Source organism: Eleftheria terrae (assembly GCF_030419005.1).
Classification (GTDB): Bacteria; Pseudomonadota; Gammaproteobacteria; order Burkholderiales; family Burkholderiaceae_C; genus Caldimonas; species Caldimonas terrae.
Map to the genome: position 1 here is coordinate 495,863 of NZ_CP106952.1, position 22,524 is coordinate 518,386.

The following is a 22,524-nucleotide window of genomic DNA, read 5'->3' on the forward strand; positions in this document are numbered from 1 at the left end:
CTACTCTTGAAGACCTTCAAGCTGCTCGCATCGAACCTGCGCAGCATCGATCCGGAGCACTTCGTGATGTGCTCGACCGGCACGCAACAGCGGCCGGCGCGCGACACCGGCATGGTCCGCGGCGCAGTGCTGGCACTCGCCCCCGCGGCGGGCAGGGCGGCCAGGGGCCGGCGACCGGCCCTGCCGGGGCAAGGCCGGCAGGCACCCGACCTGTGGCGCGGGCTGGAGTCGCTGTCATGAGCCGGGCCCGTTCCTCCTATGGATCGCTGTGGCAGCTGCTGCGCCTGGCCCGTCCGCCCGGCCTGCTGCTCGCGGCGGCCACCGGCATTGCGGTGCTGTCGGTCGCCGGCACGCTGGGCTTCCCGGTGTTGACCCGGCAACTGGTCGATGAGCTGGCCGGCGGCATGGTGAACCAGGCCAGCATCGTGCTGCTGGCGGTGGTGATGCTCGGCTCCGCGCTGGCCTCCGGGCTGTCGTCCTACCTGCTCGGTCGGGTCGGGCACGAGATGATCGCGGCGCTGCGCAGCTTGTTGATCGACAAGCTGCTCAGGTTGCCGGTCGCCTCGTATGACGAGGAAAGCACCGGTGAGCGTGTCAGCCGCGTGCTGAACGACTGCCAGTCGATCTCGGAGCTGGCGACGCGCCAGGCCATCAACCTGTTGACGGGCGTGCTGGTGCTGGCCGGGTCGGTGGTCGTGCTCCTGTACCTGGACGTGCGGCTGACGCTCACCGTGCTGGGCTGCGTTGCCGCCGCCTTTGCGGTGGTGATTCCGTTGGCGGGCCTGCTGGAAGGCCTGGGGCGCAGCACGCAGGACCGCACCGCCAAGCTGGGCGGCATCCTCACCCATGTGCTGTCGGAGATCCGCCTGGTCAAGGCATTCACCGCCGAGGCGCGCGAGCGCGAGCGCAACCGGCAGGAGATCGAGGACATCCGGCGGCTCGGCTTCCAGGTGGCGAAGATCAACGCCGCGCTTGAGCCGCTGATCAGCCTGTCGCTGACGGCGGCGGTGCTGTTCATCCTCGTCTACGGCAGTGCGCGCGTGAGCAGCGGCAGCATCAGCATCGGCACGCTGACCGCGTTCATCCTGTACATCTTCAATGTCGCCGTGCCGCTGATCCAGCTGACCAACTTCATGGCGGAGCTGCAGAAGGCCAAGGGCGCGTCCACCCGCATCGCCGCGCTGCTGCAGCATGGCGAAGAGGAGGGCCGTGAGGGCGAGGCGGTCGGCAACACGCACGGGACGCTGGAGTTCCGCGAGGTGTCGTTCTCCTACCCGGGGCGCGATGCCAAGGTGCTGCACGGCATCAACCTGGCGTTCCGGCCGGGCACGACCACTGCGCTGGTGGGCGCCAGTGGCAATGGCAAGACCACCATCCTGTCGCTGATCGAGCGCTTCTATGCGCCCACCGAAGGCGCGGTGCTCTATGACGGCAAGCCGATCGGCGACTTCTCGCTGGGCGCCTGGCGCGAGCGCATCGGCTACGTGGCGCAGAGCGCGCCCATCATGCCGGGCACCGTGCGCGACAACATCCTCTACGGCCTGTCCGGCGCCTACAGCGACGACATGGTGCGCATGGCCGCCGAGAAGGCCGGCGCGCTCGAGTTCATCGAGCAGATGCCGCAAGGCCTAGACACCGTGCTGAGCGAGCAGGGCGGCAACCTCTCGGGCGGGCAGCGGCAGCGCATTGCGATCGCCCGCATGTTCCTGCGCAATCCCGACATCCTGATCCTGGATGAAGCGACCTCCAGCCTGGACAGCGAGACCGAGCACCGCGTCAAGGTGGCGCTGGAATCGCTGATGCAGGGGCGCACCAATATCGTGGTGGCCCACCGGCTGGCCACCGTCATCCATGCCGACCGCATCTACTTCCTCGAAGGCGGGCGCATCTCGGGCTCGGGCAGCCATGAAGAGCTGTTGAACTCGCATCCCTACTACGCGCGCCTGGTGGCGCGGCAGTTCCGCAAGCCGGTGCAGGAGGGCGTGGAGCCGCTGCTGGTCGGAACCGGTACGAATTGAGGAGAGAAGTTGTCTATGAATCTACGCAATGAACTTCAGGAAATCGCCGGGCGCAATATCCTTCTCCAGGTGAAGCCGCTCACCCATTCGCTCGACTGGGCCAGGCAGAACAAGGAGCAGGTGCAGTCCCTCTTGCATGACCAGGGTGCCCTGCTGGTGCGCGGCCTGCGCTTCCACGGCAGCAAGCAGTTCGGCCAGTTCCTCGAGGAGCTGTTCGAGCATTCGCTGGCCGAATACACCTACCGTTCCACCCCGCGCACCAAGCTGGGGGGCAACGTCTACACCGCCACCGAATACCATCCCAGCGAGACGATCCCGCAGCACAACGAGTCGTCCTACGCCAATGCGTGGGCCATGCACATCGGGTTCTTCTGCATGATCCCGCCGGGACCCGGGATGGGGGGAGCCACCCCGCTGGCCGACAGCCGGGAAGTGCTGGCGAGGCTGCCCGCGGCGCTTGTCGAGAAGTTCGAGAAGAAGAAGCTGCAGTACGTGAGGAACTACGGCAACGTCGACCTGCCGTGGAGCGAGGTGTTCCAGACGAACGACAAGCGGGAAGTCGAGGCCTTCTGCGAGAGCAACGACATCGCGTTCGAATGGACCGACAACAACGGGCTGCGCACCCGGCAGACCACGCCTGCCACGGAGGTGCACCCGGTCACCGGCGAGAAGGTCTGGTTCAACCAGGCGCACCTGTTCCACGTCTCGGGGCTGGCCGGCGAGGTCGGCCGCGACATGCAGGCGCTGTACCGGGTGGAGGACCTTCCGCGCAATGTCTATTTCGGTGACGGCACGCCCATCGACGTCGCCGATCTCGACCAGATCCGCGCGGCCTACGATGAGGTGAAGTTCCATTTCGAGTGGCAGAAGGACGATATCGTCCTCCTCGACAACATGCTCTACACGCATGGCCGGCAGCCCTATTCGGGCGCGCGAAAGGTGCTGGTCGGCATGGCCCGGACACGCACCCGGACGTGAGACTCGCCACGGTGATGGGCCAGCGGGTGATGCCCGGCCCGTTCTTGCAGATTTAGCTCGGCAGCAACAAGGAAGGCCGGATTGCGGATGGCTACCAATACCGAACTCGAGGTGTCGCGACACGTCGAAGCGACGCTGGAATTCCTGCATGAGGACTTGAAGCTCAAGCGGCTTCTGGCGTTGACCTACTCGCGCGCCGAGGCAGGGCAGGCCGCCATCGACCTGGTCTTGCCTCTCTTCTGTGGGCCCCGCACGCCACCGTGGCACCTGGTCCACCTGTCCGGGGAGGCCTCGGTCACCTTGAAGATGCTGGACGACTGCCTGGCGGCCTTCGAGCAGCTCAGGATGTGGAGCGCCTGCGACATCGAGAGCGCCATTGCCGGCACGGCGGCGTCGCTCCAGACGTCCACCGCCAAGCTGAGCGCGCTCATCTCCTACATGGTCTTCGGGAACCCGCCCGGCATCCCGATCGGCGACCTGCTGGAGTTCTTCGGCAAGAGCCAGTCGCTGTCGACGCTGCGCCGGAACACCGAGACCTTCCGCAGCATGAACCTGATTTCCTGACACCAGGCGTGCACCGGCGGCGCGCTGTGCGGCGCGACAGGCCGGTCTGCCCGAGTGGCGCATCGCCGTTGCCTGCCTCGGCGCTGCGGGCCTCGCAGGCCGGCGCCGCCGGCCCGGCAGCCGATGCCGCCACAGGGCGGTGAAGCCATCCTCAGCCGGCACGCCTGCGGCGTGTGCCCAGGGCCACCAGGCCCGCCACCGTCAACACGACGGTGGCCGGCTCCGGCACCGGGCTCAGCGCCAGGGTGTGTTCGGCGGCCAGCTCGGCGGGGCCGGCAATGAGGTAGTTGAGCCCGAGGTCGAGATCGCTCGCCTCGCTGAACACGCGAAGGCGGGTCACACCGGCGTCCAGCACCCGAAAGCGCAAGGTCCCAAGCGCCAGTACTTCCGTCCCCGGGTCGGCCACACCGGGGAAGGCCGACGCGCCGTAGCGGCCGGGGCCGAGCCAGGGGCTGTCGTCGTTCCACCCTTCGGCGGGCAGGAACTGCAGCAGCTGCAGCCGGCTGGCATCGAAGTCGAGCCGGAAGCCGAAGGACAGCAGCAGCTCGGCCGGATCGAGCTGCGCGAACGGATGGCGCAGCCGCAACTGCAGCGCGAAGGACTGGCCGACGCGCGGCTCGCCGGTCAGCTGCAGCGCCGCACCGGCGGCCCGGGCGAACAGCGGGCTGGCGGCCAGCAGCAGGCTGGCCAGCAAGGAGCGGTAGTTCATGGTGGAGGGTGTGGTGCAGGCGTGACGCGGCTCAGCGAGCCCCGCCATAGGCCTGGTACCAGGCCCGGTAGTCGGCCTGCGTCACGCAGCCGTCGGCATCGAAATCGGCCAGCGGCTCGAAGCGCGCCTGCCCGGTGCAGCTGGCGAGCGCCTGGCGCAGCGCCTCGCGGTCGGCCGCATCCACTGCGCCGCTGGCGTCCAGGTCACCGGCCGCCAGCACCCGCAGGGCGGCGCGCGGCGCCGCCTCGGCATAGCCGTCGTCCAGGAAGAGGCCGATGAAGTACTCGCCCTCCTGCAAGCCGGCCACCGCCTGGCTGCCCGCGGCGCTGGCAAGGTAGTTCCAGGCCAGCGAGCCCTGCACGCCCGGGGTCTGGCCCTTGCGGTAGACGCCGATCCAGTGCCGGCTACCGGGTGGCAGGCCTTGCCACTGCACCTGCGCCGCCTGGCCGGCACGGATGCGTTCGCTCTGCAGCCGCAGGCTGGCGGCGGCCGGTGGGGTGGGGGGCAGCACGGGCGGCGGCGACCAGGTGACGCTGGCCAGGCCATTGAGCACCGGGTCGGTGGCATCCAGGCCGGCGCCTTCCAGATGGCCGGCCAGGCGGCGCTGGTAGCTGGGGTCGCCGTCCACCGTCACCACCAGGTCGTACCAGCCGTGGCTGGGGGAGACATCGCGCGGCTGCACCCGCGTCTGGCCGGGCGGCACATCGATGCTGATCACGGTGCGGTCGCCATAGGCGTTGTCCACGCAGCGGAAGCGGCAGGTGCCGGCGCCGCCGTTGAAGAAACTCAGGCGCACCACCCGCGCGGCAGCGTCTTCTTCCAGGCCCACCTCGGCGCGGGCCGCGGCCGATGCCAGGTTGCCGCGGAACTCGCGCAGGAAGCCGTTGTGGCTGTGCACCGCGAGGTGGTAGGCCGGCGTGCTCCAGTTCCACACCTCCCGCTCGATGCGCTTGCCGGCCTCCACCGTGTAGTGCCAGGGCCCGTCGCTGCGCAGCGTGGAGTAGACGATGTAGGCGGCTGCCGGCGTGCCGGCCGCGGCGGCATTGCCGAAGTCGAGCGCGAACTGGCTGGCGGGCAGGGCGGTGCCGTGCAGCTGGCAGCGATAGGTCAGCGGCATGGCCGGGCGTGGCCTGCCACTGGCGGAGCGCTCCTGGCGCGGCAGGGCCTGGCGGGCCGGCGGGAGCGCGTCGCGGCTGCCCCAGCCCTTGAAGTAGACGGCCGAGCGCGGCACGCTGTCCGGGAAGCCGGCCGGCGGGGCCGCGAAGTCGAAGGCCTGCGTCAAGTCACCACAGACCGCGCGCCGCCAGGGCGAGATGGCGTCGCAGCGCACCCTGGCCGGCTCCAGCCCGCGGCCGTGCACCAGCCAGGTCTCCAGCAGGCGCAGCAGCGAGGTGTGGTCGAACAGCTGGGAGCACACCCGGCCGCCCTTGCTCCACGGCGACACGACCAGCGCGGGCACGCGCGGCCCAAGCCCGATCGGCTCGCTGCCATGCACCTCGCCCTGGGTGGCGTTGCCGAGCGTGGTGCGGCCGCGGGCGACGCCCAGCGGCGGCACGGCCGGCGGCATGTGATCGAAGAAGCCGTCGTTCTCGTCATAGGTCAGGATCAGGGCCGTGCGTGACCAGACCTCGGGGTGCGCCACCAGCGCCTGCAGCAGGCGGGCGGTGAAGTGTTCACCGGCATTGGGCGTCTGGTCCGGGTGCTCGCAATACTCGGTGGGTGCGCAGATCCATGACACGGCCGGCAGCCGGCCGGCCGCCACGTCGGCCGCGAAGTCGTCGATCAGCCATTGCCCGGTGGTGCCTGCCGCATTGGTGGCGTTCGAGCCGGGCGCCATCGCGCGGCCGCGCCGGTAGAGCGCCGAGTCGGGCGTGAGCGGCCGGCCGCTGGCGTCCACCCGGAAACTCCTGAAGTACTGCAGGTAGTTGTCGCCGTAGTTGTCCCACTCTTGGTAGACCTTCCAGCTGATGCCGTTGGCCTCCAGCAGCTCGGCATGGCTGCGCCATTCGATGCCGCGGGCCGAGGGCGCGTCATTGGCGATGTCGGCGTTGTAGGTGCCGTTGTTGACGTTGTAGAGCCGGGCGTCCGGGATGCCGGTGACGTGGCCGCCGGCATGGCCGCTCAGCGCATAGAAGCGGTTCGGGTCGGTGGGACCGAAGACCGAGCAGTGGTAGGCGTCGCAGACGGTGAAGGCGTCGGCCAGCGCGTAGTAGAAGGGCAGGTCGCTGCGGTCGAAGTGCCCCATCGTGCGCACGGTCTTGCGGGCGACCCAGGCGTTCCAGTCCTTCCAGGTGGCCTCGCTGCCCTTCCAGCTGTGGTCCAGGCCGACCCGCAGCGCATTGGTGTTGCGGATGTCGAAGTGGTAGGGCAGCACATGGCCGCTGCCGTGGGGCTGCGCCCAGACGGGTTGCCCGCCGGGCAGCGGAATGGGGCGGGGATCGCTGTAGCCGCGCACGCCGCACAGCGTGCCGAAATAGCTGTCGAAGGAGCGGTTCTCCTGCATCAGGAAGATCACATGCCCCAGGTCGGCAATGGTGCCGCTGCGGTGGTGGGCCGGCGTGTCCAGTGCGCGCCGCAGCGTGGCGGCGAAGGTGCTGGAGCCGGCCATGGCGGCGCAAGCCGTGCTCAGGAAGGCTCTGCGGGAGGGCTGGGTCATGGGGCTGGACCTCGGCAGGAGGAAAAGAGGGACGGCGGCGCCGGTGGCAGACCGGGCGCGCCAGGGGCAGCGGCAGGATGGCCTCGCAGCCGGTGGCTGTCGATGATCCGGGCTGCGCTGCCGCTGGCCGGCATGCTCGCCGCCTTCGATGACCCCCTGATGAAGCACCGCCGGGCGGCGCCCGGGGCAGGACCGTCGGCTGCCGCCCCAGGGGCCGCTGTTGCCTATACGCCGCGGCTTCAACCCAGCCAGGCCGGCACCCACCGGTTGATGCAGGCGCCGCCCACCACCAGCCAGGCGAACAGGCCCAGGCCCAGCAGCAGCGGGCGGACGCCGGCAGCACGCAGGGTGTCCCAGCGCGCGCCGAGCCCGAGGGCCGCCATCGCCACGGCCAGCAGGCACTGGTCCAGCGTGGCGGCGAGCGCCAGCAGTGCTGCCGGCACCGGCAGCCAGGTGCGAAGCAGCACCAGCAGCAGGAAGCCGGCGGCGAACCAGGGCACCGCGCCGGGAGCCGGCGAGGTGCGATCGCTGCCCCCCTCCGACCCGGCCTGCGCCGCGTGGGTGAAGCGCGACACCACCAGCAGGAACGGCAGGAGCATGAGCACCCGGGCCATCTTGGTGACCACCGCCGTGTCGGCCGCTTGCGGCCCGATGGCGCGGGCGGCCGACACCACCTGGGCCACTTCGTGCACGGTGGACCCGATGTAGATGCCGAAGGTCCGGGCGTCCGGCGGCAGCACCCGAGCGTGCTGGTTCCATTCGTAGAGCAGCGGATAGAGCAGCACCGCGCCGGTGCCGCAGGCGACCACGCTGACCACGGCCACGGCCACGTCCTCGGCGCGGGCGCGCACGGCCGACTGTGTGGCCATCACGGCGGCGGCACCGCAGATTGCGCTGCCGGCGCCGATCAGCGTGGCGGTCCTGGCGTCGAGCCCCAGCCAGCGGGTGCCGGCCACCCGGGCGAGGAAGATGGTCGATGCCAGCACGAGCGCGTCGACTGCCACGGCGGCGCTGCCGATGTGTGCCAGGTCGCCCAGCGTCAGGCGCAGACCGTAGAGGACGATGCCGCCGCGCAGCAGGGTCTGCCGGCACAGCGCCAAGCCGTCTTCCAGGTGCGCGCCTCCGCCGCCACCCCGCCGCGCCTGCAGCAGGTTGCCGCAGGCGGCGCCCAGCAACATGGCCAGCGTGAGCGGGCTCGTCAGGTGAGACCGCGGGCCGGTCCATCCGGCCAGCAGCAGGGCCGCTGCCGCCAGCGCAAGGCACAGCAGCAGGCCGGGCAGCAGGGCACGGTGGCGGTGCCAGGCCGGGGCAGGGGCGTGCGAGCCCGGGCGTGAGGCGGCGTGGCCGCCGGGAAGCGTTGCCGCAGGCGGCGGTCGATGCAGGGTGAACATGGGCGGCACTCTATGAAGCTCGCATCAAGCCGTCCAACGACTTGTTTGTGTAGCATCGAGCGACCTGATCGCTTGAAACACCGCCGCCCATGGACGTGCTCCGCCTCACGCTGCGCCAGTTGCAGATCTTCGTCGCCGTGGCTCGCCACGGCAGCACCGCCGCGGCGGCCCAGCAGATTGCGCTGTCGCAGTCCGCCACCAGCGCCGCGGTCAACGAGCTCGAACGGCTGCTCTCACTGCAGGTGTTCGACCGCGCCGGCAAGCGCCTGCTGCTCAACGACAGCGGCCGGGCGCTGCTGCCGCGCGCGCTGGCATTGCTGGATGGCGCCAGCGACATCGAACGCCTGGCGCACGACGGCCGGGCCCGGCTGCAGCACATGCGCATCGGCGCCAGCACGACCATCGGCAACTATGTGCTGCCGGGCTTGCTGGGGCGCTTGTTCGCGGGCCTCGCGCTGGGCGAGGCACCGGCGTGGCAGTCGGCCGTGGCCATCGCCAACACCGCCGAGATCGGCCGCCGGGTGGCCAGCTTCGAGCTGGACATCGGCCTGGTCGAGGGACCGGTGCATGAGCCGCAGGTGGAGGCCCTGCCCTGGCTGCGCGACGAGATGGTCATCGTCGGCAGCACGCGGTGCACGCCGGCTGACGGCGTGCTGCCCGCGGCGGCCTTGCGCGAGGCGGTCTGGCTGCTGCGTGAAGCCGGCTCCGGCACGCGGCAGGCGGCCGACGAGGCGGTGCTGCCGCGCTTGCGGGCTTACCGGCGCAGCATCGAGATCGGCAGCTCGGAGGCCATCAAGCACGCGGCGGCGCACGGCGTGGGGCTGGCCTGCCTGTCGCGCTGGGTGGTGGACGACCTGGTGCAGGCCGGCCGGCTCCGGGTGCTGAAGACCGGCTGGCCGAAGGCCTTCCGGCCTTGCTATGTGGTGGTGCACCGCCTGAAGCGGCAGTCCGCAGCGGTGGCGGCGCTGCTGGAGCGCATGGGGGTGGAGGTGGGGCGGCCGGCCATGCCGCCGAAGGGCGGCGCCAGGACCGGGCCTGCACCGTAGGGCCCGCGCTTGCCGCCGCGCATCGGTCGCCGTCGCAGACGGTTGCCCGGGCAGCGGCGCCGGGTGCTCCCGTCACCCTGCCCGCCAGCCGCGCATCGCTCGCTGTCCATCAGGGCGTGGGGATCTCGATGTGGTCGCTCGTCGCGGGTGCTCGGCGAGACGGCTGTGCGCGGCGCCGTTGCACCCTTCGAACCCGCGATCCTTCTGCTTGCGACGGCGAGCGCCGTGCCGCCACGCCGGGGCACCGCAGCGTGGCATCTCCGGGGTGCGTCGCCTCGGCTTGCCGCCGGCGGCCAGTACGGACAAGGCCGGGCTGGGCGTGTGCGCATCGGTGCACGAGCGCCCGAGCCGTACCGGCCATCCGCCAGCGTTCAAAGGTGCCCTGGCCCGGCAAGGTGCGGCACCACCTCGGGCACCTTGCTCGCCGGATACGGCGTCACGGTGTGGTGCGCGCCGTCGGCCTTGAATCGCTCCAGCACCGACGGCTGCACCCGGAAGCCGCCGCGCTCCAGCGCGCCGCGCTCCTCGTTGCCGGCGCAGTCGCGGCCAAGGGCCGCGCGGCAGGCGGCCTGCGCGCCGCTGTCCGGTGTGCCGAGGGGGGCCCACACGCCGCCGGCATCCTCATGCCGCACCAGGGGCGTGTGCACCGACGTGAAGTAGTTGCCCTCCACCAGCACCTGGGCGGGGGCCGTGACGTCGATCGCGTGCCCCTTGCCGCGCTGCAGGTAGTTGTTCACCAACTGCACGCTGGCGCGGCCGGCCGCGGTGCCGATCTTGGGACTGCGGCCCGAGAAATCGTGCAGCCAGTTGTTGGCGAAGGTGATGCTGTCGTCCTTGCCGACCAGCAGCAGCATCCAGTAGTGCTGGCCGTTGCAGGTGGCGGAGGCTGCGCTGCGGCCGTCGAACTGGTTCCACGAGATGGTGACGCGCGAGGCCTTGCCCCAGCCGGAGACGATGTGCTGGCGGCCGATGCGCTGGAAGCGGTTGTGGTCGATCCAGACCCGGTCGGTGTCGTCCAGCGTGATGGCGTCGCCCGCGAAGACGATGCCGGGGTTGATGTCGCTGAAGCTCAGGTTGCGGATCGCGATGTTGCTCACGCCGCCTCTCAGCATCAACCCCTTGCCCTTGATGACGCCGTCATCGCCGATGCCGATCAGCGTCTTGTTGGAGCCCACCAGCAGCGGCGTGCGGCCCGCCGCGTCGAAGGCGACCGAGAAGGTGGGCTTGCCGTCGCAATGGGTGATACCGGGCGCCGCGACGATCAGTCGCTCGCTTTGCATCGGCGCCGGGCAGACGGCCTGGTAGCAACCCGGCTTGTGCTCCGGACCTTCGCTGCCACGGAAGTCGAGGGTCGACGCCACCTCGATGATGCGGGGCGTGGTGTCGGTGCAGGTGGAGCCGCTGCGTGTGCGGCACAGCGCGCTGGCCAGCTCCGCCGGGGTGCGCACGCGCACCCGCTCGCCGCCGCTGCCGCCGGTGACGCTGCTGCCCCAGCCTTGCGGGCGCGCCGCTGCGGCGTCAGGCACCCACAGGCGCAGGCGGAACAGGGCGACGCCCGGGCCGGCGTTGGCCGGCCAGATCGAGCGCGCCGCCCCGTCCGAGGGGAAGCCGCTCGGGCGCGGGATGGGCCGCTCGCTGGCGGGGGCCCAGTCGCTGTCGTTGTAGTCCAGCCGGCTCCAGGGGCCGTTGGCCTCGGCCGCCTCGCCGGCCGAGGCCAACCGGGCGCGCCATCCGCTGTTGCTCACTGCGCGGCCGAACTCCCCTTGCAGCTGTGCATAGGCAAAGGACGCGGCGTCCTGGCTGCGCACCCGCAGCACGATGACGTTGTCGCCCACCCGCAGCGCCCGGGCATAGGCGCTCAGGCGCTGCCGCGCGTCGATGGCCCGGCCCATGAACTGGCCATTGATGAACAGCTCCAGGCGACCGCTGGCCTGGGCGGTGACGCGCGCCTTGGCGGGGTCGATCGCGCTGGCGCTCGCCTCGGCGGCCGTGGTCGCCCCGAAGGCCAGCGGGGACGGGGCGGCGTTGCCGCTCGTCGCCCAGGCCCCGGTGTGGCCGGCAAGCAGGCAGGCAAGGAGATGAAGCGCAAGGCGCGGGGAGCGGGGCATGGGCGGGGTCCGGTGGGTGGGAGTGCAGCGGCAGGCCGGTGGCCGGCGTCGCATCGACCGCGGCATTAGGCCGTTTCTTCGCGCGTTCGCCCGGTTTGCGCAGGCAAATGTTGAAAGTGGACTTTTCCCCGTGGCGGCGGCCCGCGGCAGGGCGGACGGCGGGTGGGGGCAGCCCGCCGGCAGGCAGGGCGATTGCCCGGTCATCGGCTCGACACGCCGGCCCGACAGGCTGGCGGCTTTTGTTGTCTGGACAAAGGAGCTCCCGATGCCACGTTCCATGGTCGCCCTGGCCACATGCGCCGGCGTTCTTCTCGCGCCGGCCGTCGTGCCCGCCGCCACCCCTGCCGAGCTGGCTTATCACCATGCGCCGGTGCACTACCAGGACACCGATTCCAGCGATGCGGCATCGGACTACCTCACCGCCTACGACTACGACGGCGACCGCGTCACCACCAACAACTGGGATCACCGGGGCGACGGGCTCTGGCCGGCCACCGTCTACTACTCCGTGGTGGAGAGCTGCAGCCACTACTTCATCACCTATGCCTTCTATCACCCGCGTGACTGGTCCGACACCATCTTCGACCAGGAGCACGAGAACGACCTGGAAGGCGCCCTGCTGTCGGTGCGCAAGGATGGCTCGGCCTTCGGTCGGCTGGAAGGCATGATCACCGTCTTCCATACCGACTTCTATGCCTATACCCCGCCTGGCAGCCCCTACGTGGGCGGCCACGAGGACATCGACGGCACCTTGTCCTTCGAGCTGCACGAGGGCGTCAGCCGCGTCAAGACGGTGCAGGAGGCCAAGGGCCATGGCCTGAAGGCCTGGCCCTACACCTCCGATTTCAACGGCGCCGCCGACCAGGACGGCGTGATCTACTACCCCAGCCTGGGCACCGCCGGCCATCCGGCCTCGGGCAACGATCGCCAGGTGCCCTATCGCCTGGTCGACATGGCGGCGCCGGGCGGGCTGTGGGCGGCCGCGTTGGACGAAGCCGTGCAGCCGGGTGCGCAGGCGCAGACCTTCAACAGCTGGGGCAGCTTCAAGGGCGACAGCAGTGGCGGCTGCGGTGCCGGCCTCAAGAGCTGCAGCAGCCATTCGGCCAATGCGCCCTGGGGCTGGGACGACGGCAACGACGGCGCCAGCCACCGTGGCGAATTCGCGCTCGACCCGGCCCGGCTGTTCTCCCATTACTTCGGCAACCTGGGGAGCTTCAGCCAGCAGTACCTGAGCCATCCCTTCCTGGCCGGCCTGCGCAGCCGGGGCTTTGCCAGCGGGCAGGTGCCAGCCGGCTTTCCTGCGCAGCTCGACCTCAACACCTTGTACGGCAAGCTGACGGCCGCCTGCTTCTAAGGGGGCCGGCTCCGGGAACCCACTCAGTGCAGGCGCCCGCCGTCCCTCTAGAATGGCCACGTCCTGGCGGACCGGGCGAAGCCCGGCCGGCAGGCGGGATCGACGGTGCCGACGCCTGCCAGCAAGGGGGGCGTGGGTTCAACGGGAAACAGGTGCGCTGCGCTTCGTCGAGCGTGGCAAGGCCTGTGCTGCCCCCGCAACGGTCAGCAGGCAAGGAAGGGTTCAGGCAGGGGCCGGCGGTGCCCTGCAGCCACTGCACGCAGCCGCGTGCGGGAAGGCGAGCCCCTTTCCGCAGGGTGGTGCCGCCTCGGCGCCGCCCGGCTCTGCAAGCCCGGATACCGGCCGTCGTCCCTCACTCGGAAGCCGCGGGAGGGCGGCGTCCGGGCTGTTCCTGCGGCCGGAGCCGGCGCGGGAATGTCCGGGCTGTACCTCTCACGGCATCACGTTCGCCACCCGGCCGGCGGGGACGCCGGCCTGAAGAGGATGTCATGGACCGTCTGCTCCTTCTGCCTTCCCCTCGCACCAGGGCGCCTCACCGTGCCTGGACGGGCGCTGCCGTGCGCGGCGGTGCTGCCGCCTTCGCGGTGCTGGCCTCGCCGGCCTTCGCCCACCACGCCATGGGAGGCGCCATGCCCGGCACCTTTGGCGAAGGGCTGCTGTCCGGCCTCGCGCATCCGGTGATCGGGCTGGACCACCTGGCCTTCGTGCTGGCGCTGGCGCTGTTGGTGGCGCGGCTGCCACTGGCACTGCGGGCCGGCCTGGCGGGTGTGTTTGTCGCCGGCTCGCTGGCCGGCACGGTGCTGCACCTCAATGCCGTCACGCTGCCGGCCGGCGAGCTGCTGGTGGGCCTCAGCGTGGTGGTCGCCGGGCTCGCGCTGCTGTGGCGGCGGGCGTTGCCGGCGGCAGTGCTGTGGACGGCCCTGCCGGTGGCCGGGCTGCTGCATGGCTATGCCTACGGCGAATCCATCGTCGGTGCGGAATCCACGCCGCTGCTGGCCTACCTGTTCGGCTTCGCGCTGATCCAGGCCGGGCTGGTCGTCGCCGTCTCCACGGTGGCCTCGCGGTGGACCGTGCCGCAGCTGCAGCGCGCCGGCCTGGTGGCCGGCACGGTGGTCGGCGTGCTGGGAGCCTACTTCTCCTTCGTGCAACTGGCGCCGCTGGCGGCCTGAGGGAGGGCACGTGCTGACCACCAAGATCCCCGCCACCGTCGTCACCGGTTTCCTGGGCAGTGGCAAGACGACGCTGCTGCGCCATGTGCTGCAGAACGCGCAGGGCCGGCGCATCGCGGTCATCGTCAACGAGTTCGGCGAGCTCGGCATCGACGGCGAGATCCTCAAGGGGTGTGGCATCGGCTGCGACGACGACGGCCGCGAGCGCCCCGGCCAGCTCTACGAGCTGGCCAACGGCTGCCTGTGCTGCACCGTGCAGGAGGAGTTCTTCCCGGTGATGCAGGCGCTGGCCGAACGGCGCGAGCAGATCGACCATGTGGTGATCGAGACCTCCGGCCTGGCCCTGCCCAAGCCGCTGGTGCAGGCCTTCAACTGGCCCGGCATTGCCAATGCCTTCACGGTGGATGCCGTCATCACCGTCGTCGACGGGCCGGCCACCGCGGCCGGGCAGTTCGCGGCCGATCCTGCGGCGGTGGACGCGCAGCGTCGGGCCGATCCCGACCTCGACCATGAATCGCCCTTGCACGAGTTGTTCGAGGACCAGCTCTCGGCCGCCGACCTGGTGGTGTTGAACAAGATCGACCTGATGAGCGAGGCCCAGCGCCGCGAGGCCGAGGTGCTGATCCGGGCGGAGATCCCCGCTGAGGTGAAGATCGTCCCGGCACGGGGCGGGGAACTGCCGGTGGACCTGCTGCTGGGCCAGCAGCGGGCGGCCGAAGCGCACATCCACCTGCGCGAGAGCCACCATGACCACGAGGAGGCGCACGAGCACGACGAGTTCGACTCGCTGGTGCTGGAGCTGCCGGCCGTCGATCGCGAGCGCCTGATGGCGGCGCTCGCCGGCCTGGCGGCGGCCCACACGCTCTATCGCGTGAAGGGCTTCGTGGCACTGCCGGGCAAGCCGATGCGGCTGCTGGTGCAGGGGGTGGGCCGGCGCTTCGATGCGCACTTCGACCGCCGCTGGCGCGACGACGAGGCGCCGTCGACCCGGCTCGTGTTCATCGGCCAGGGGCTGGACGCGGCGTCGCTGCGCGCCGGCCTTGCGCCGGCCCTGGCCTAGGCCGCCGGCATCCCCCCGCGATGCACCTGCTCAGCACCCGCCCCGGCGGTTTCGTCGAGGACGAGGGCGCGGTCATGCGACTCGGCCAGAGCCCGGCCGAGCTGGTGGTGCTGAGTTCGGCCGACACCACCTTGTCGCTGCTGGCCCGGGCCTACCGCGAGCTGCAGGCGGGCGAGCCCGGCTGGCCCGGCCTGCGGCTGGCCAACCTGATGTTCCTGCGGCAGCCGGCGTCGCTCGACTTGTATGTGGACGAGGTGCTGCAGCATGCCCGGGTGGTGCTGGTGGACCACCTGGGTGCCGAGTCGGCCTGGCCCTACGGCGTGCAGCGGCTGGGCGAGCTGGCCTCGGCACGGGGGCTGCGGCTGGCGATGTTCTCGGGCGACCTGCAGGAGGACGTCAACCTGCTGCGCAAGAGCACGCTGCCGGAGGCGCTGTGCCGCCAGTGGTGGCAGTACCTGCGGGCCGGCAGCCTGCACAACGCGCGGCAATTGCTGCGCAGCCTGGCCCACGACGGTCTCGGCTGGGGCGAGCCGCCGCTGCCGCCGACGGCCCTGCCGCAGGTGGCGCTGTACCGGCCGCCCTGCCTGCAGGCCCCGGCGGCCGGCGCACGCCACCACGGTGCTGCCGCCACGCTGGACGAAGTGCGGGCCGGCTGGCAGCCGGGCGCCCCGGTGGTGGCGCTGGTGTTCTACCGCTCCCACCTGCAATCCGGCAACACGGCGGCCTTCGACAGCCTGGCGGCGGCGCTGCTGCAGCGTGGGCTCAATCCGCTGCCGGTGGCGCTTGATTCGCTGAAGGAGCCCCTCTGCCTGGCCGCCTTGCGCCAGCTGTGTGCCGAGCAGTCGGTGGACCTGGTGCTCAACAGCACCGCGTTCGCCGCGCTGTCGGGCGAGCTGGCCGAGCCGCTGGCCGGCGACGCGCCGGTGCTGCAGGTGCTGGTGGCCGGATCGGCCCGCGACGACTGGCTGGCCGACCCCCAGGGCCTGCGGCCCCGCGACATCGCGATGCAGGTGGCCCTGCCGGAGGTGGACGGCCGCATCGTGACCCGTGCCATCAGCTTCAAGGGCCTGGCCTACCGCTGCGAGCTGACGCAGAGCGACGTGGTGGCCTACCAGCCGGACGAGGAGCGCTGCCACTTCGTGGCCGAGCTGGCGCGGCGCTGGGTGCGGCTGCGGCGCCTGCCTGTGGCAGAGAAGCGGCTGGCCCTGGTGCTGGCCAACTACCCTGGCAGCGATGGGCGCCTGGGCAGCGGCGTGGGGCTGGACACGCCGGCCTCGGTGATGGAGATCCTGCGCCTGCTGCAGCGCGAGGGCTACCGGCTCGACGCGCTGCCGGCCGATGGGGATGCGCTGATGCGCCGCTTGCAGCAAGGCATTGCGGCCGACCCCTCGCAATGGCCGCTGCGCCCGGCCTGGCAAAGCCTGGCCATGGCCGACTACCTGGCCGCACTGGCGCGCTTGCCTGCCGGCATGGCGGCCGCGGTCACCGCCCGCTGGGGGGCGCCGGAGCAGGATCCGCTGGTGCGGCAGGGCCGCTTCATGATCGCCGGCCTGCGGCTGGGCCAGGTCTTCATCGGCATCCAGCCGGCCCGCGCCTATGGCGAGGCTGGCGCCGCGAGCTACCACGATGCCGAGCTGGTGCCGCCGCACGGCTACCTGGCTTTCTACTTCTGGCTGCGGCAGGCCTTCGGGGTGGACGCGGTGGTGCATGTGGGCAAGCATGGCAACCTGGAATGGCTGCCGGGCAAGAGCGTGGCGCTGTCCGGCAGCTGCTGGCCGGACGCCATCCTTGGCCCCTGGCCCCATCTCTATCCCTTCATCGTCAACGATCCCGGCGAAGGGGCGCAGGCCAAGCGGCGCGCACAGGCCGTGATCATCGACCACCTGATGCCGCCCCTCACGCGGGCCGAGAACCATGGGCCGCTGCAGGACCTGGAGCGCCAGGTCGACGAGTACTACGAAGCCCTGTTGCTGGATGCCCGCCGCGCGGCCCAGCTGCGCACGCAGATCCTGGCCGAGGTGCGCCGGCAGCGCCTGCACGAGGAACTCGACGCGCCATCCGCCGAAGACGACGACGGCCTGCTGGCACGGGTCGATGCCTACCTCTGCGAGTTGAAGGAAACCCAGATCCGCGACGGCCTGCATGTCTTCGGCGTTTCCCCGCAAGGCCGCCAGCGGCGCGACACCCTGGTGGCGCTGGCCCGCTTCCCGGCCGGCGACGGGCAGGGCCGCCAGGCCAGCCTGTTGCAGGCGCTGGCCCGCGACCTGTTCCCGGGGCACGCATTCGACCCTTTGTCGATCGACGCGGCGCTTCCCTGGCAGGGCCCGCGGCCGCCACTGCTGGCGGCCGTGAGCGACGCCCCCTGGCGCCACGAGGGCGACACCCGCGAGCGCCTCGAGTTGCTGGCCCAGGCGCTGCTGGACGCGGCGGTGCCGCCCGGCCTGCCACAGGCGGCCGCGGTGCTGCAGCGCGTGCATGACGACCTGGCGCCGCGGCTGGACGCCTGTGGCCCGCAGGAACTGCAGCAGCTCTCACGCGGGCTGCAGGGCCGCTTCGTGCCCCCCGGCCCGAGCGGCTCGCCCAGCCGTGGCCGGCCGGACGTGCTGCCCACCGGCCGCAACTTCTACAGCGTGGACACCCGTGCCGTGCCGACCCCGACCGCCTGGACGCTCGGCCTCAAGTCGGCCCGCCTGCTGGTCGAGCGGCATCTGCAGGAGCAGGGCGACTATCCGCGGGCGGTGGGCCTGTCGGTGTGGGGCACCGCCACCATGCGCACCGGCGGCGACGACCTGGCCCAGGCCTTTGCGCTGATGGGCGTGCGCCCGCGCTGGGCGCCCGGCAGCCACCGGGTGGTGGACATCGAGGTGCTGCCGGTGGCGGTGCTGGGGTGGCCGCGCATCGACGTCACCCTGCGCATCTCCGGCTTCTTTCGAGACGCCTTTCCGGCCGCGGTGCAGCTCTTCGATGCCGCGGTGCAGGCGGTGGTGGCGCAGGCGGATGAAGACGCCAGCCAGAATCCCTTGCGTGCCCGGGTGCTGCGCGAGCGAGATGCCCTGACGGCCGCCGGCCTGGCGCCCGAGGCGGCGCGGCTGCAGGCTGGCTGGCGGGTGTTCGGCTCGCCGCCGGGGCACTACGGCTCGGGCCTGCAGCCGCTGTTCGACCACGGGCAATGGCAGACCGATGAAGACCTGCGTGACGCCTATGTGGCCTGGGGCGCCCATGCCTATGGGCAGGACGCCGCGGGGCAGCCGGCGGCCGAGGCGCTGACGCGCCGCTTGCGCGAGATCGACGTGGTGGCGCACAACCAGGACAACCGCGAGCACGACCTGCTCGATTCCAACGACTACTACCAGTACCAGGGCGGCATGGCGGCCGCGGTGCGCAGCCTGAGCGGGCGCCAGCCGGCCCTCTACCACGGCGACCATGCCAACCCGCAGGCACCGCGCATCCGTACCCTGCGGGAGGAGATCGCGCGGGTCGTCCGGGCCCGGGTGGTCAACCCCAAGTGGCTCGACGGGGTGAAGCGCCACGGCTACAAGGGCGCCTTCGAGATGGCGGCCACGGTGGACTACCTGTTCGGCTACGACGCCACCGCCCGCGTGCTGGGCGACCACCAGTACGCGCTGGTGGCCGATGCCTACGTGCTGGATGACGCCACCCGCGCCTTCGTCGAGCGACACAACCCGCGCGCCCTGGGCGACATGCTCAACCGGCTGCTGGAAGCCATGCAGCGTGGCCTCTGGCAGCAACCCGGCGGCTACCGCGAGGCGCTGGAAACCCTGCTGCTGGCCCACGAACAAGAGATGGAAGGAACCGCACGATGACCGCCCCCCACGCGCTGCCGGGCCACGAGCTGCCGGCCGGCCAGGCGGCCCTGCCACCCCTGTTTCCCTTCAGTGCGCTGGCCGGCCCGGCCTCGCTGCGCACCGCCTTGCTGCTGGCGGCGGTGGACCCGGCGCTGGGCGGGGTGCTGATCGAAGGCCCGCGCGGCACGGCAAAGTCCACTGCGGCGCGAGCCCTGGCCGAGCTGCTGCCCGATGCCGCCTTTGTCGCGCTGCCGCTGGGCGGCACGGTGGAGCACCTGGTCGGCACGCTCGACCTGCAGGAGGCACTGGCCGGGCACCGGCTGCGCTTTGCGCCGGGCCTGCTGGCCCGGGCGCATGGCGGCGTGCTGTATGTGGATGAAGTGAACCTGTTGCCCGATCCGCTGGTCGATGTGCTGCTCGATGTGGCGGCCAGCGGTGTCAACGTGATCGAGCGCGATGGCATCTCGCACCGGCATGCCGCGCGCTTCGTGCTGGTGGGCACGATGAACCCCGAAGAGGGCGAGCTGCGGCCCCAGCTGCTCGACCGGTTTGGCCTGTGTGTGCGCTTGTCCAACCTCTCCAACGCGGAGGAACGGGCCGCGGTGGTGCGCGAGCGCCTGGCCTTCGATGCCGATCCGCTGTCCTTCCGCGAGCGCCATGCGCCGGCGCAGGCGGCGCTGGCGGCTCGCCTGGCAGCGGCCCGGGCTCGCCTGGCGCAGGGCTCGGCGCTGCCGTTCGACGATGAGCTGCATGTGCAGGTCAGCCGCCTGTGCATCGCCGCCGAGGTGGACGGCCTGCGGGCCGACCTGGTGATGCTGCGGGCCGCCCGCGCGTTGGCGGCCTGGCAGGGCGCAGCGGCCATCGAGCCGGCCCATGTGCAGCAGGTGTCCGAACTGGTGCTGGCACACCGCCGGCCGCCCGGGGCCGCCCCTGCCGAGCGGACACCGGCGCCCGGCGAGGCAGGGCCGCCGCCCGCAGGTGCGGGGCCCTTGCCTGCAGCGGCGACCCGGGGCGGCGGGGCCCCGGCCGCCGACCCGGTCGCAGCGCCCGGTGCACCCGCGCACGGCGAGGCGGCGCACTGGGGGGCACTGCCTCCCGAGCCGGCCGGCCTGGCGCCGGTGAAGCCCTTGCGTGCCTTGCGCGAGCCAGCTGCAAAAAAAGCCTGAGCCACCGCACCGACCCGGCGGCCCGCCATCGATCGGGCCCGCGGTGGCCAGGACCCGGCCGGGAGCGTCCCGACGCATGGCATTCGGTGACGCCGGACTGGACCCGCACCCTGGCGGCGCGTGGCGCCGCACGCCTGCAGCGGCGCCACCTGCGCTGGCGGGCCGAACAGGCCGGTGGGGGGCGGCTGCATTGCTTCCTGCTCGACGTGTCGGCGTCGATGCTGGCGCATGGCCGGCTGGCGCTGGCCAAGGGTGTGGTGCTGGCGCTCGCACAGCAGGCCTACCAGCGCCGGGAGCGTGTCGCCTTGCTGTGTTTCCAGGCCGGCCGCGTCGAGCTGGTGATCGCGCCTGGCCGTGCCGGTCGATGGCCGGCCGCACGGGTGGCGCCCATTGGTGGAGGTGGCGGTACGTCGCTGGTCACGGGGCTGCAACAGGCCCAGGCGCTGCTCGACCGCGAACGTCGCAGGGCGCGTCAGCAGGCGTGCTGCCTGTGGCTGCTGACCGATGGTCGCTTTCCCGAGCGCCCGCTGCGGCCCGAGGCCGCCGACGAGGTGCGCGTGATCGACTTCGAAGACGGCCGCCTGCGCCTGGGCCGGGCAGCCGAGCTGGCGCGCGACTGGGGCGCCGAGTACCTGCTGGCGGGCGACCTGGCGGCGCAGCTGTGAGCCTGCACGGCCCTCGCCCAGCCGCTTGCGGGTGATGTGGCCACAGCGGCGGCAGGCCAGCCGGCTTGCCGCCGTCGGCCCCGGCGCACCGGCCATGCTGCGTGCTTGCCGGGGGCTGGGGCCGATCTCGTCGAGCGCGACGCACTGGTTTGGGGCGCCTGCAAAGGGCCCGCAAGCGCCGCCGCAGGCGATGGCGCACAGAGGAACAACGCATACCCGGTGGCGGCCGCCGCGAGCGCTGCTGTCGCGCCCTGCTTTCGTCAACCCAGGGACATCCCTTGCCCGGAGCCCGGGCCGCCCCTTGCAGGCGATGGACGGTCGGCACCTTCCGATCGGAGGGCCGGGACCCTGAGGGAATCACCACACAATGCCCTCGCGCATCAGCGCCTGCTCCAAAGCGCCGGTGATGGCACCGCCGCGGAAGGCCGGGCCGCGCGAAGGGCAGTCATTGGCATTCAAAGGGCACAGGCAGAACGCTTCATCGTTGCATCGAAATGGTGCGGCTGCCTGAGCGGCCGACGGGGTGATGGAAGCTTCCAAAGATGGGTTGCAGCGTGTCGAACATTGAAAGATCCCTCCTGGGCAAAACCGCCGCGATGGCGGTGTTGAGCGCCGTACTCTCGGCATGTGGTGGCGGTGGAGGAGGCACTGAAGAGGGCCTCGGCGCGTCCTCGCAGGGCGTGGATGCCGGCTATGTGGAGACGGCCGCTGCCATGGCGGTGGCCGCCGGCGGCAACCTCGCGGTCAGCGCCGATGGCAGCAGCAAGGCCGGCGGGTCGAGCTATGCACGGGTGGTCGACGGCGACACCGACACCTACTGGCAACCCGCCTCGGCGAACGCCCAACGCATCTCCGCCAAGGGCTTCTCGTCCACGGTGGGCTCGGCGAAGGTGCATGAGCTGACGAACAGCGTGGTGCGCTGGCGCCTCGTGAACCACGACAGCGGCAAGCTGCTCGCCTCGGGCACCACGCTGGGGGCGGACAAGCTCATCCGCTTCACGCCGGTGAAGAGCAGCAAGCTGGACCTGTTCATCGACCAGGCGCATGCAGCACCGCAGATCGCGGAGTTCGAGGTGTATGCGCACAACGGCCTCCCGCCGGGCGACGGCGGCGAGCTGCCCCCCGACGACGGCGGCCCTCCCCCGCCCGGCAACGCCGGCCCCGCCACCGGCGCGAGCTGCCAGTCCACCGGCTCGGTGCCCCTCGAGAAGACGTACGTCGTCAAGGCCGGACAGGTCTTCGACGGCCAGTGCCGCACCTACAACCCGACCTTCGGCGATGGATCGCAGGACGAGCACCAGGCGCCGGCCTTCCTGGTGGAGAAGGGCGGTGTGCTGAAGAACGTGATCATCGGCAACAACGGGGTGGACGGCGTCCACGTCTATGGCGACGCCACCATCGACAACGTCACCTGGAGCAACGTCGGGGAAGACGCGCTCACCGTCAAGGCGGCCGGCAAGGTCACGGTGCGCAACATCACCGGCTACGACGCCGCGGACAAGTTCTTCCAGCTCAACGCCGCCACCACCTTCACGCTCGAGAACGTGGTGGTGGTCGGCACCAGCAAGCTGTTCCGCGAGAACGGCGGCAAGTGCTATCCGGTGCAGGTGACGGTGCAGCGCGCCAGGTTGTCGGAGGTGAAGGAAGCCGTGTTCCGCTCCGATTGCGCCCGCAGCAGGTTCGCGCTGAGCCAGGCAGAGCTGAACAACGTCAAGACGGTCTGCTACGCCAAGGGCAAGTACCGCAGCTGCGGCCTGCATTGAACCCGACTGTCCCGGGGGCCTGAAGCGTCCCGGGGCAGCCCGTGCCGCCGCCGCATTGCCGGCGGCAGCCC

General features: G+C 71.4%; 17 protein-coding genes and 1 riboswitch. Of the genes, 12 read left to right on the forward strand and 5 right to left on the reverse strand.

Annotated elements, in window-relative coordinates; genetic code table 11:
- Positions 1-6 precede the first annotated feature (6 nt).
- The 4 genes from N7L95_RS26215 (at position 7) to N7L95_RS26230 (ending at position 3,560) form a co-directional block, all read left to right on the forward strand.
- Positions 7-240 carry a hypothetical protein gene (locus N7L95_RS26215; RefSeq protein ID WP_301260572.1) on the forward strand — a complete coding sequence of 78 codons (234 nt, stop codon included), beginning with the start codon at positions 7-9 and terminating at the stop codon, positions 238-240.
- Positions 237-2,018: an ABC transporter ATP-binding protein gene (locus tag N7L95_RS26220; RefSeq protein ID WP_301260573.1), complete on the forward strand. Its 1,782-nt coding sequence runs from the start codon at positions 237-239 to the stop codon at positions 2,016-2,018. Before N7L95_RS26215 ends, N7L95_RS26220 begins: the two co-directional genes overlap by 4 nt.
- Positions 2,019-2,033: 15 nt before the next feature.
- Positions 2,034-2,996 carry a TauD/TfdA family dioxygenase gene (locus tag N7L95_RS26225; protein ID WP_301260574.1) on the forward strand — a complete coding sequence of 321 codons (963 nt, stop codon included), beginning with the start codon at positions 2,034-2,036 and terminating at the stop codon, positions 2,994-2,996.
- An 87-nt stretch (positions 2,997-3,083) separates the two neighbouring features.
- Positions 3,084-3,560, forward strand: a complete 477-nt coding sequence (locus tag N7L95_RS26230) for a hypothetical protein (RefSeq protein ID WP_301260575.1) — start codon at positions 3,084-3,086, stop codon at positions 3,558-3,560.
- A 151-nt stretch (positions 3,561-3,711) separates the two neighbouring features.
- Here the strand turns inward: N7L95_RS26230 and N7L95_RS26235 are convergent, their stop codons facing one another.
- From N7L95_RS26235 to N7L95_RS26245, 3 genes are all read right to left on the reverse strand, one after another.
- On the reverse strand, positions 3,712-4,269 hold the full coding sequence (locus N7L95_RS26235; protein ID WP_301260576.1) for a PEP-CTERM sorting domain-containing protein: 558 nt from the start codon (positions 4,267-4,269) through the stop codon (positions 3,712-3,714).
- A gap of 31 nt (positions 4,270-4,300) precedes the next feature.
- On the reverse strand, positions 4,301-6,925 hold the full coding sequence (locus N7L95_RS26240; RefSeq protein WP_301260577.1) for a phosphocholine-specific phospholipase C: 2,625 nt from the start codon (positions 6,923-6,925) through the stop codon (positions 4,301-4,303).
- A 239-nt stretch (positions 6,926-7,164) separates the two neighbouring features.
- The gene (locus N7L95_RS26245) at positions 7,165-8,316 is read right to left on the reverse strand and encodes a YeiH family protein (RefSeq protein WP_301260578.1); all 1,152 of its coding nucleotides are present in this window, start codon (positions 8,314-8,316) and stop codon (positions 7,165-7,167) included.
- 89 nt (positions 8,317-8,405) lie between these two features.
- On the opposite strand from N7L95_RS26245, the gene N7L95_RS26250 reads away from it, so the two are divergent.
- Positions 8,406-9,362 (forward strand): LysR substrate-binding domain-containing protein, encoded by a 957-nt coding sequence (locus N7L95_RS26250; RefSeq protein ID WP_301260579.1) that lies wholly within the window; start codon positions 8,406-8,408, stop codon positions 9,360-9,362.
- Between the two features lie 371 nt (positions 9,363-9,733).
- On the opposite strand, the gene N7L95_RS26255 is transcribed toward N7L95_RS26250, so the two are convergent.
- Positions 9,734-11,470, reverse strand: coding sequence for a polysaccharide lyase family 1 protein (locus tag N7L95_RS26255; protein ID WP_301260580.1), 1,737 nt, complete (start codon positions 11,468-11,470; stop codon positions 9,734-9,736).
- Positions 11,471-11,735: 265 nt separating this feature from the next.
- Between N7L95_RS26255 and N7L95_RS26260 the strand changes: the two genes are divergently transcribed.
- The 6 genes from N7L95_RS26260 (at position 11,736) to N7L95_RS26285 (ending at position 20,690) form a co-directional block, all read left to right on the forward strand.
- Positions 11,736-12,824 carry a hypothetical protein gene (locus N7L95_RS26260; protein ID WP_301260581.1) on the forward strand — a complete coding sequence of 363 codons (1,089 nt, stop codon included), beginning with the start codon at positions 11,736-11,738 and terminating at the stop codon, positions 12,822-12,824.
- An 86-nt stretch (positions 12,825-12,910) separates the two neighbouring features.
- Positions 12,911-13,185: riboswitch (cobalamin riboswitch) on the forward strand.
- Positions 13,186-13,312: 127 nt separating this feature from the next.
- The gene (locus N7L95_RS26265; RefSeq protein ID WP_301260582.1) at positions 13,313-13,993 is read left to right on the forward strand and encodes a HupE/UreJ family protein; all 681 of its coding nucleotides are present in this window, start codon (positions 13,313-13,315) and stop codon (positions 13,991-13,993) included.
- 10 nt (positions 13,994-14,003) lie between these two features.
- Complete coding sequence (cobW, locus tag N7L95_RS26270) at positions 14,004-15,053, forward strand: cobalamin biosynthesis protein CobW (protein ID WP_301260583.1); 1,050 nt, start codon at positions 14,004-14,006, stop codon at positions 15,051-15,053.
- Positions 15,054-15,073: 20 nt separating this feature from the next.
- Complete coding sequence (cobN, locus tag N7L95_RS26275) at positions 15,074-18,877, forward strand: cobaltochelatase subunit CobN (protein WP_301260584.1); 3,804 nt, start codon at positions 15,074-15,076, stop codon at positions 18,875-18,877.
- Complete coding sequence (locus N7L95_RS26280) at positions 18,874-20,025, forward strand: magnesium chelatase ATPase subunit I (protein WP_301260585.1); 1,152 nt, start codon at positions 18,874-18,876, stop codon at positions 20,023-20,025. The genes cobN and N7L95_RS26280 overlap by 4 nt, the downstream gene beginning before the upstream one ends.
- Before the next feature lie 86 nt (positions 20,026-20,111).
- Positions 20,112-20,690, forward strand: a complete 579-nt coding sequence (locus tag N7L95_RS26285) for a vWA domain-containing protein (protein WP_301260586.1) — start codon at positions 20,112-20,114, stop codon at positions 20,688-20,690.
- Positions 20,691-21,047: 357 nt separating this feature from the next.
- Here the strand turns inward: N7L95_RS26285 and N7L95_RS26290 are convergent, their stop codons facing one another.
- Positions 21,048-21,230, reverse strand: coding sequence for a hypothetical protein (locus tag N7L95_RS26290; RefSeq protein ID WP_301260587.1), 183 nt, complete (start codon positions 21,228-21,230; stop codon positions 21,048-21,050).
- Positions 21,231-21,295: 65 nt separating this feature from the next.
- On the opposite strand from N7L95_RS26290, the gene N7L95_RS26295 reads away from it, so the two are divergent.
- Positions 21,296-22,453 carry a pectate lyase gene (locus tag N7L95_RS26295; RefSeq protein ID WP_301260588.1) on the forward strand — a complete coding sequence of 386 codons (1,158 nt, stop codon included), beginning with the start codon at positions 21,296-21,298 and terminating at the stop codon, positions 22,451-22,453.
- Positions 22,454-22,524: the final 71 nt, after the last annotated feature.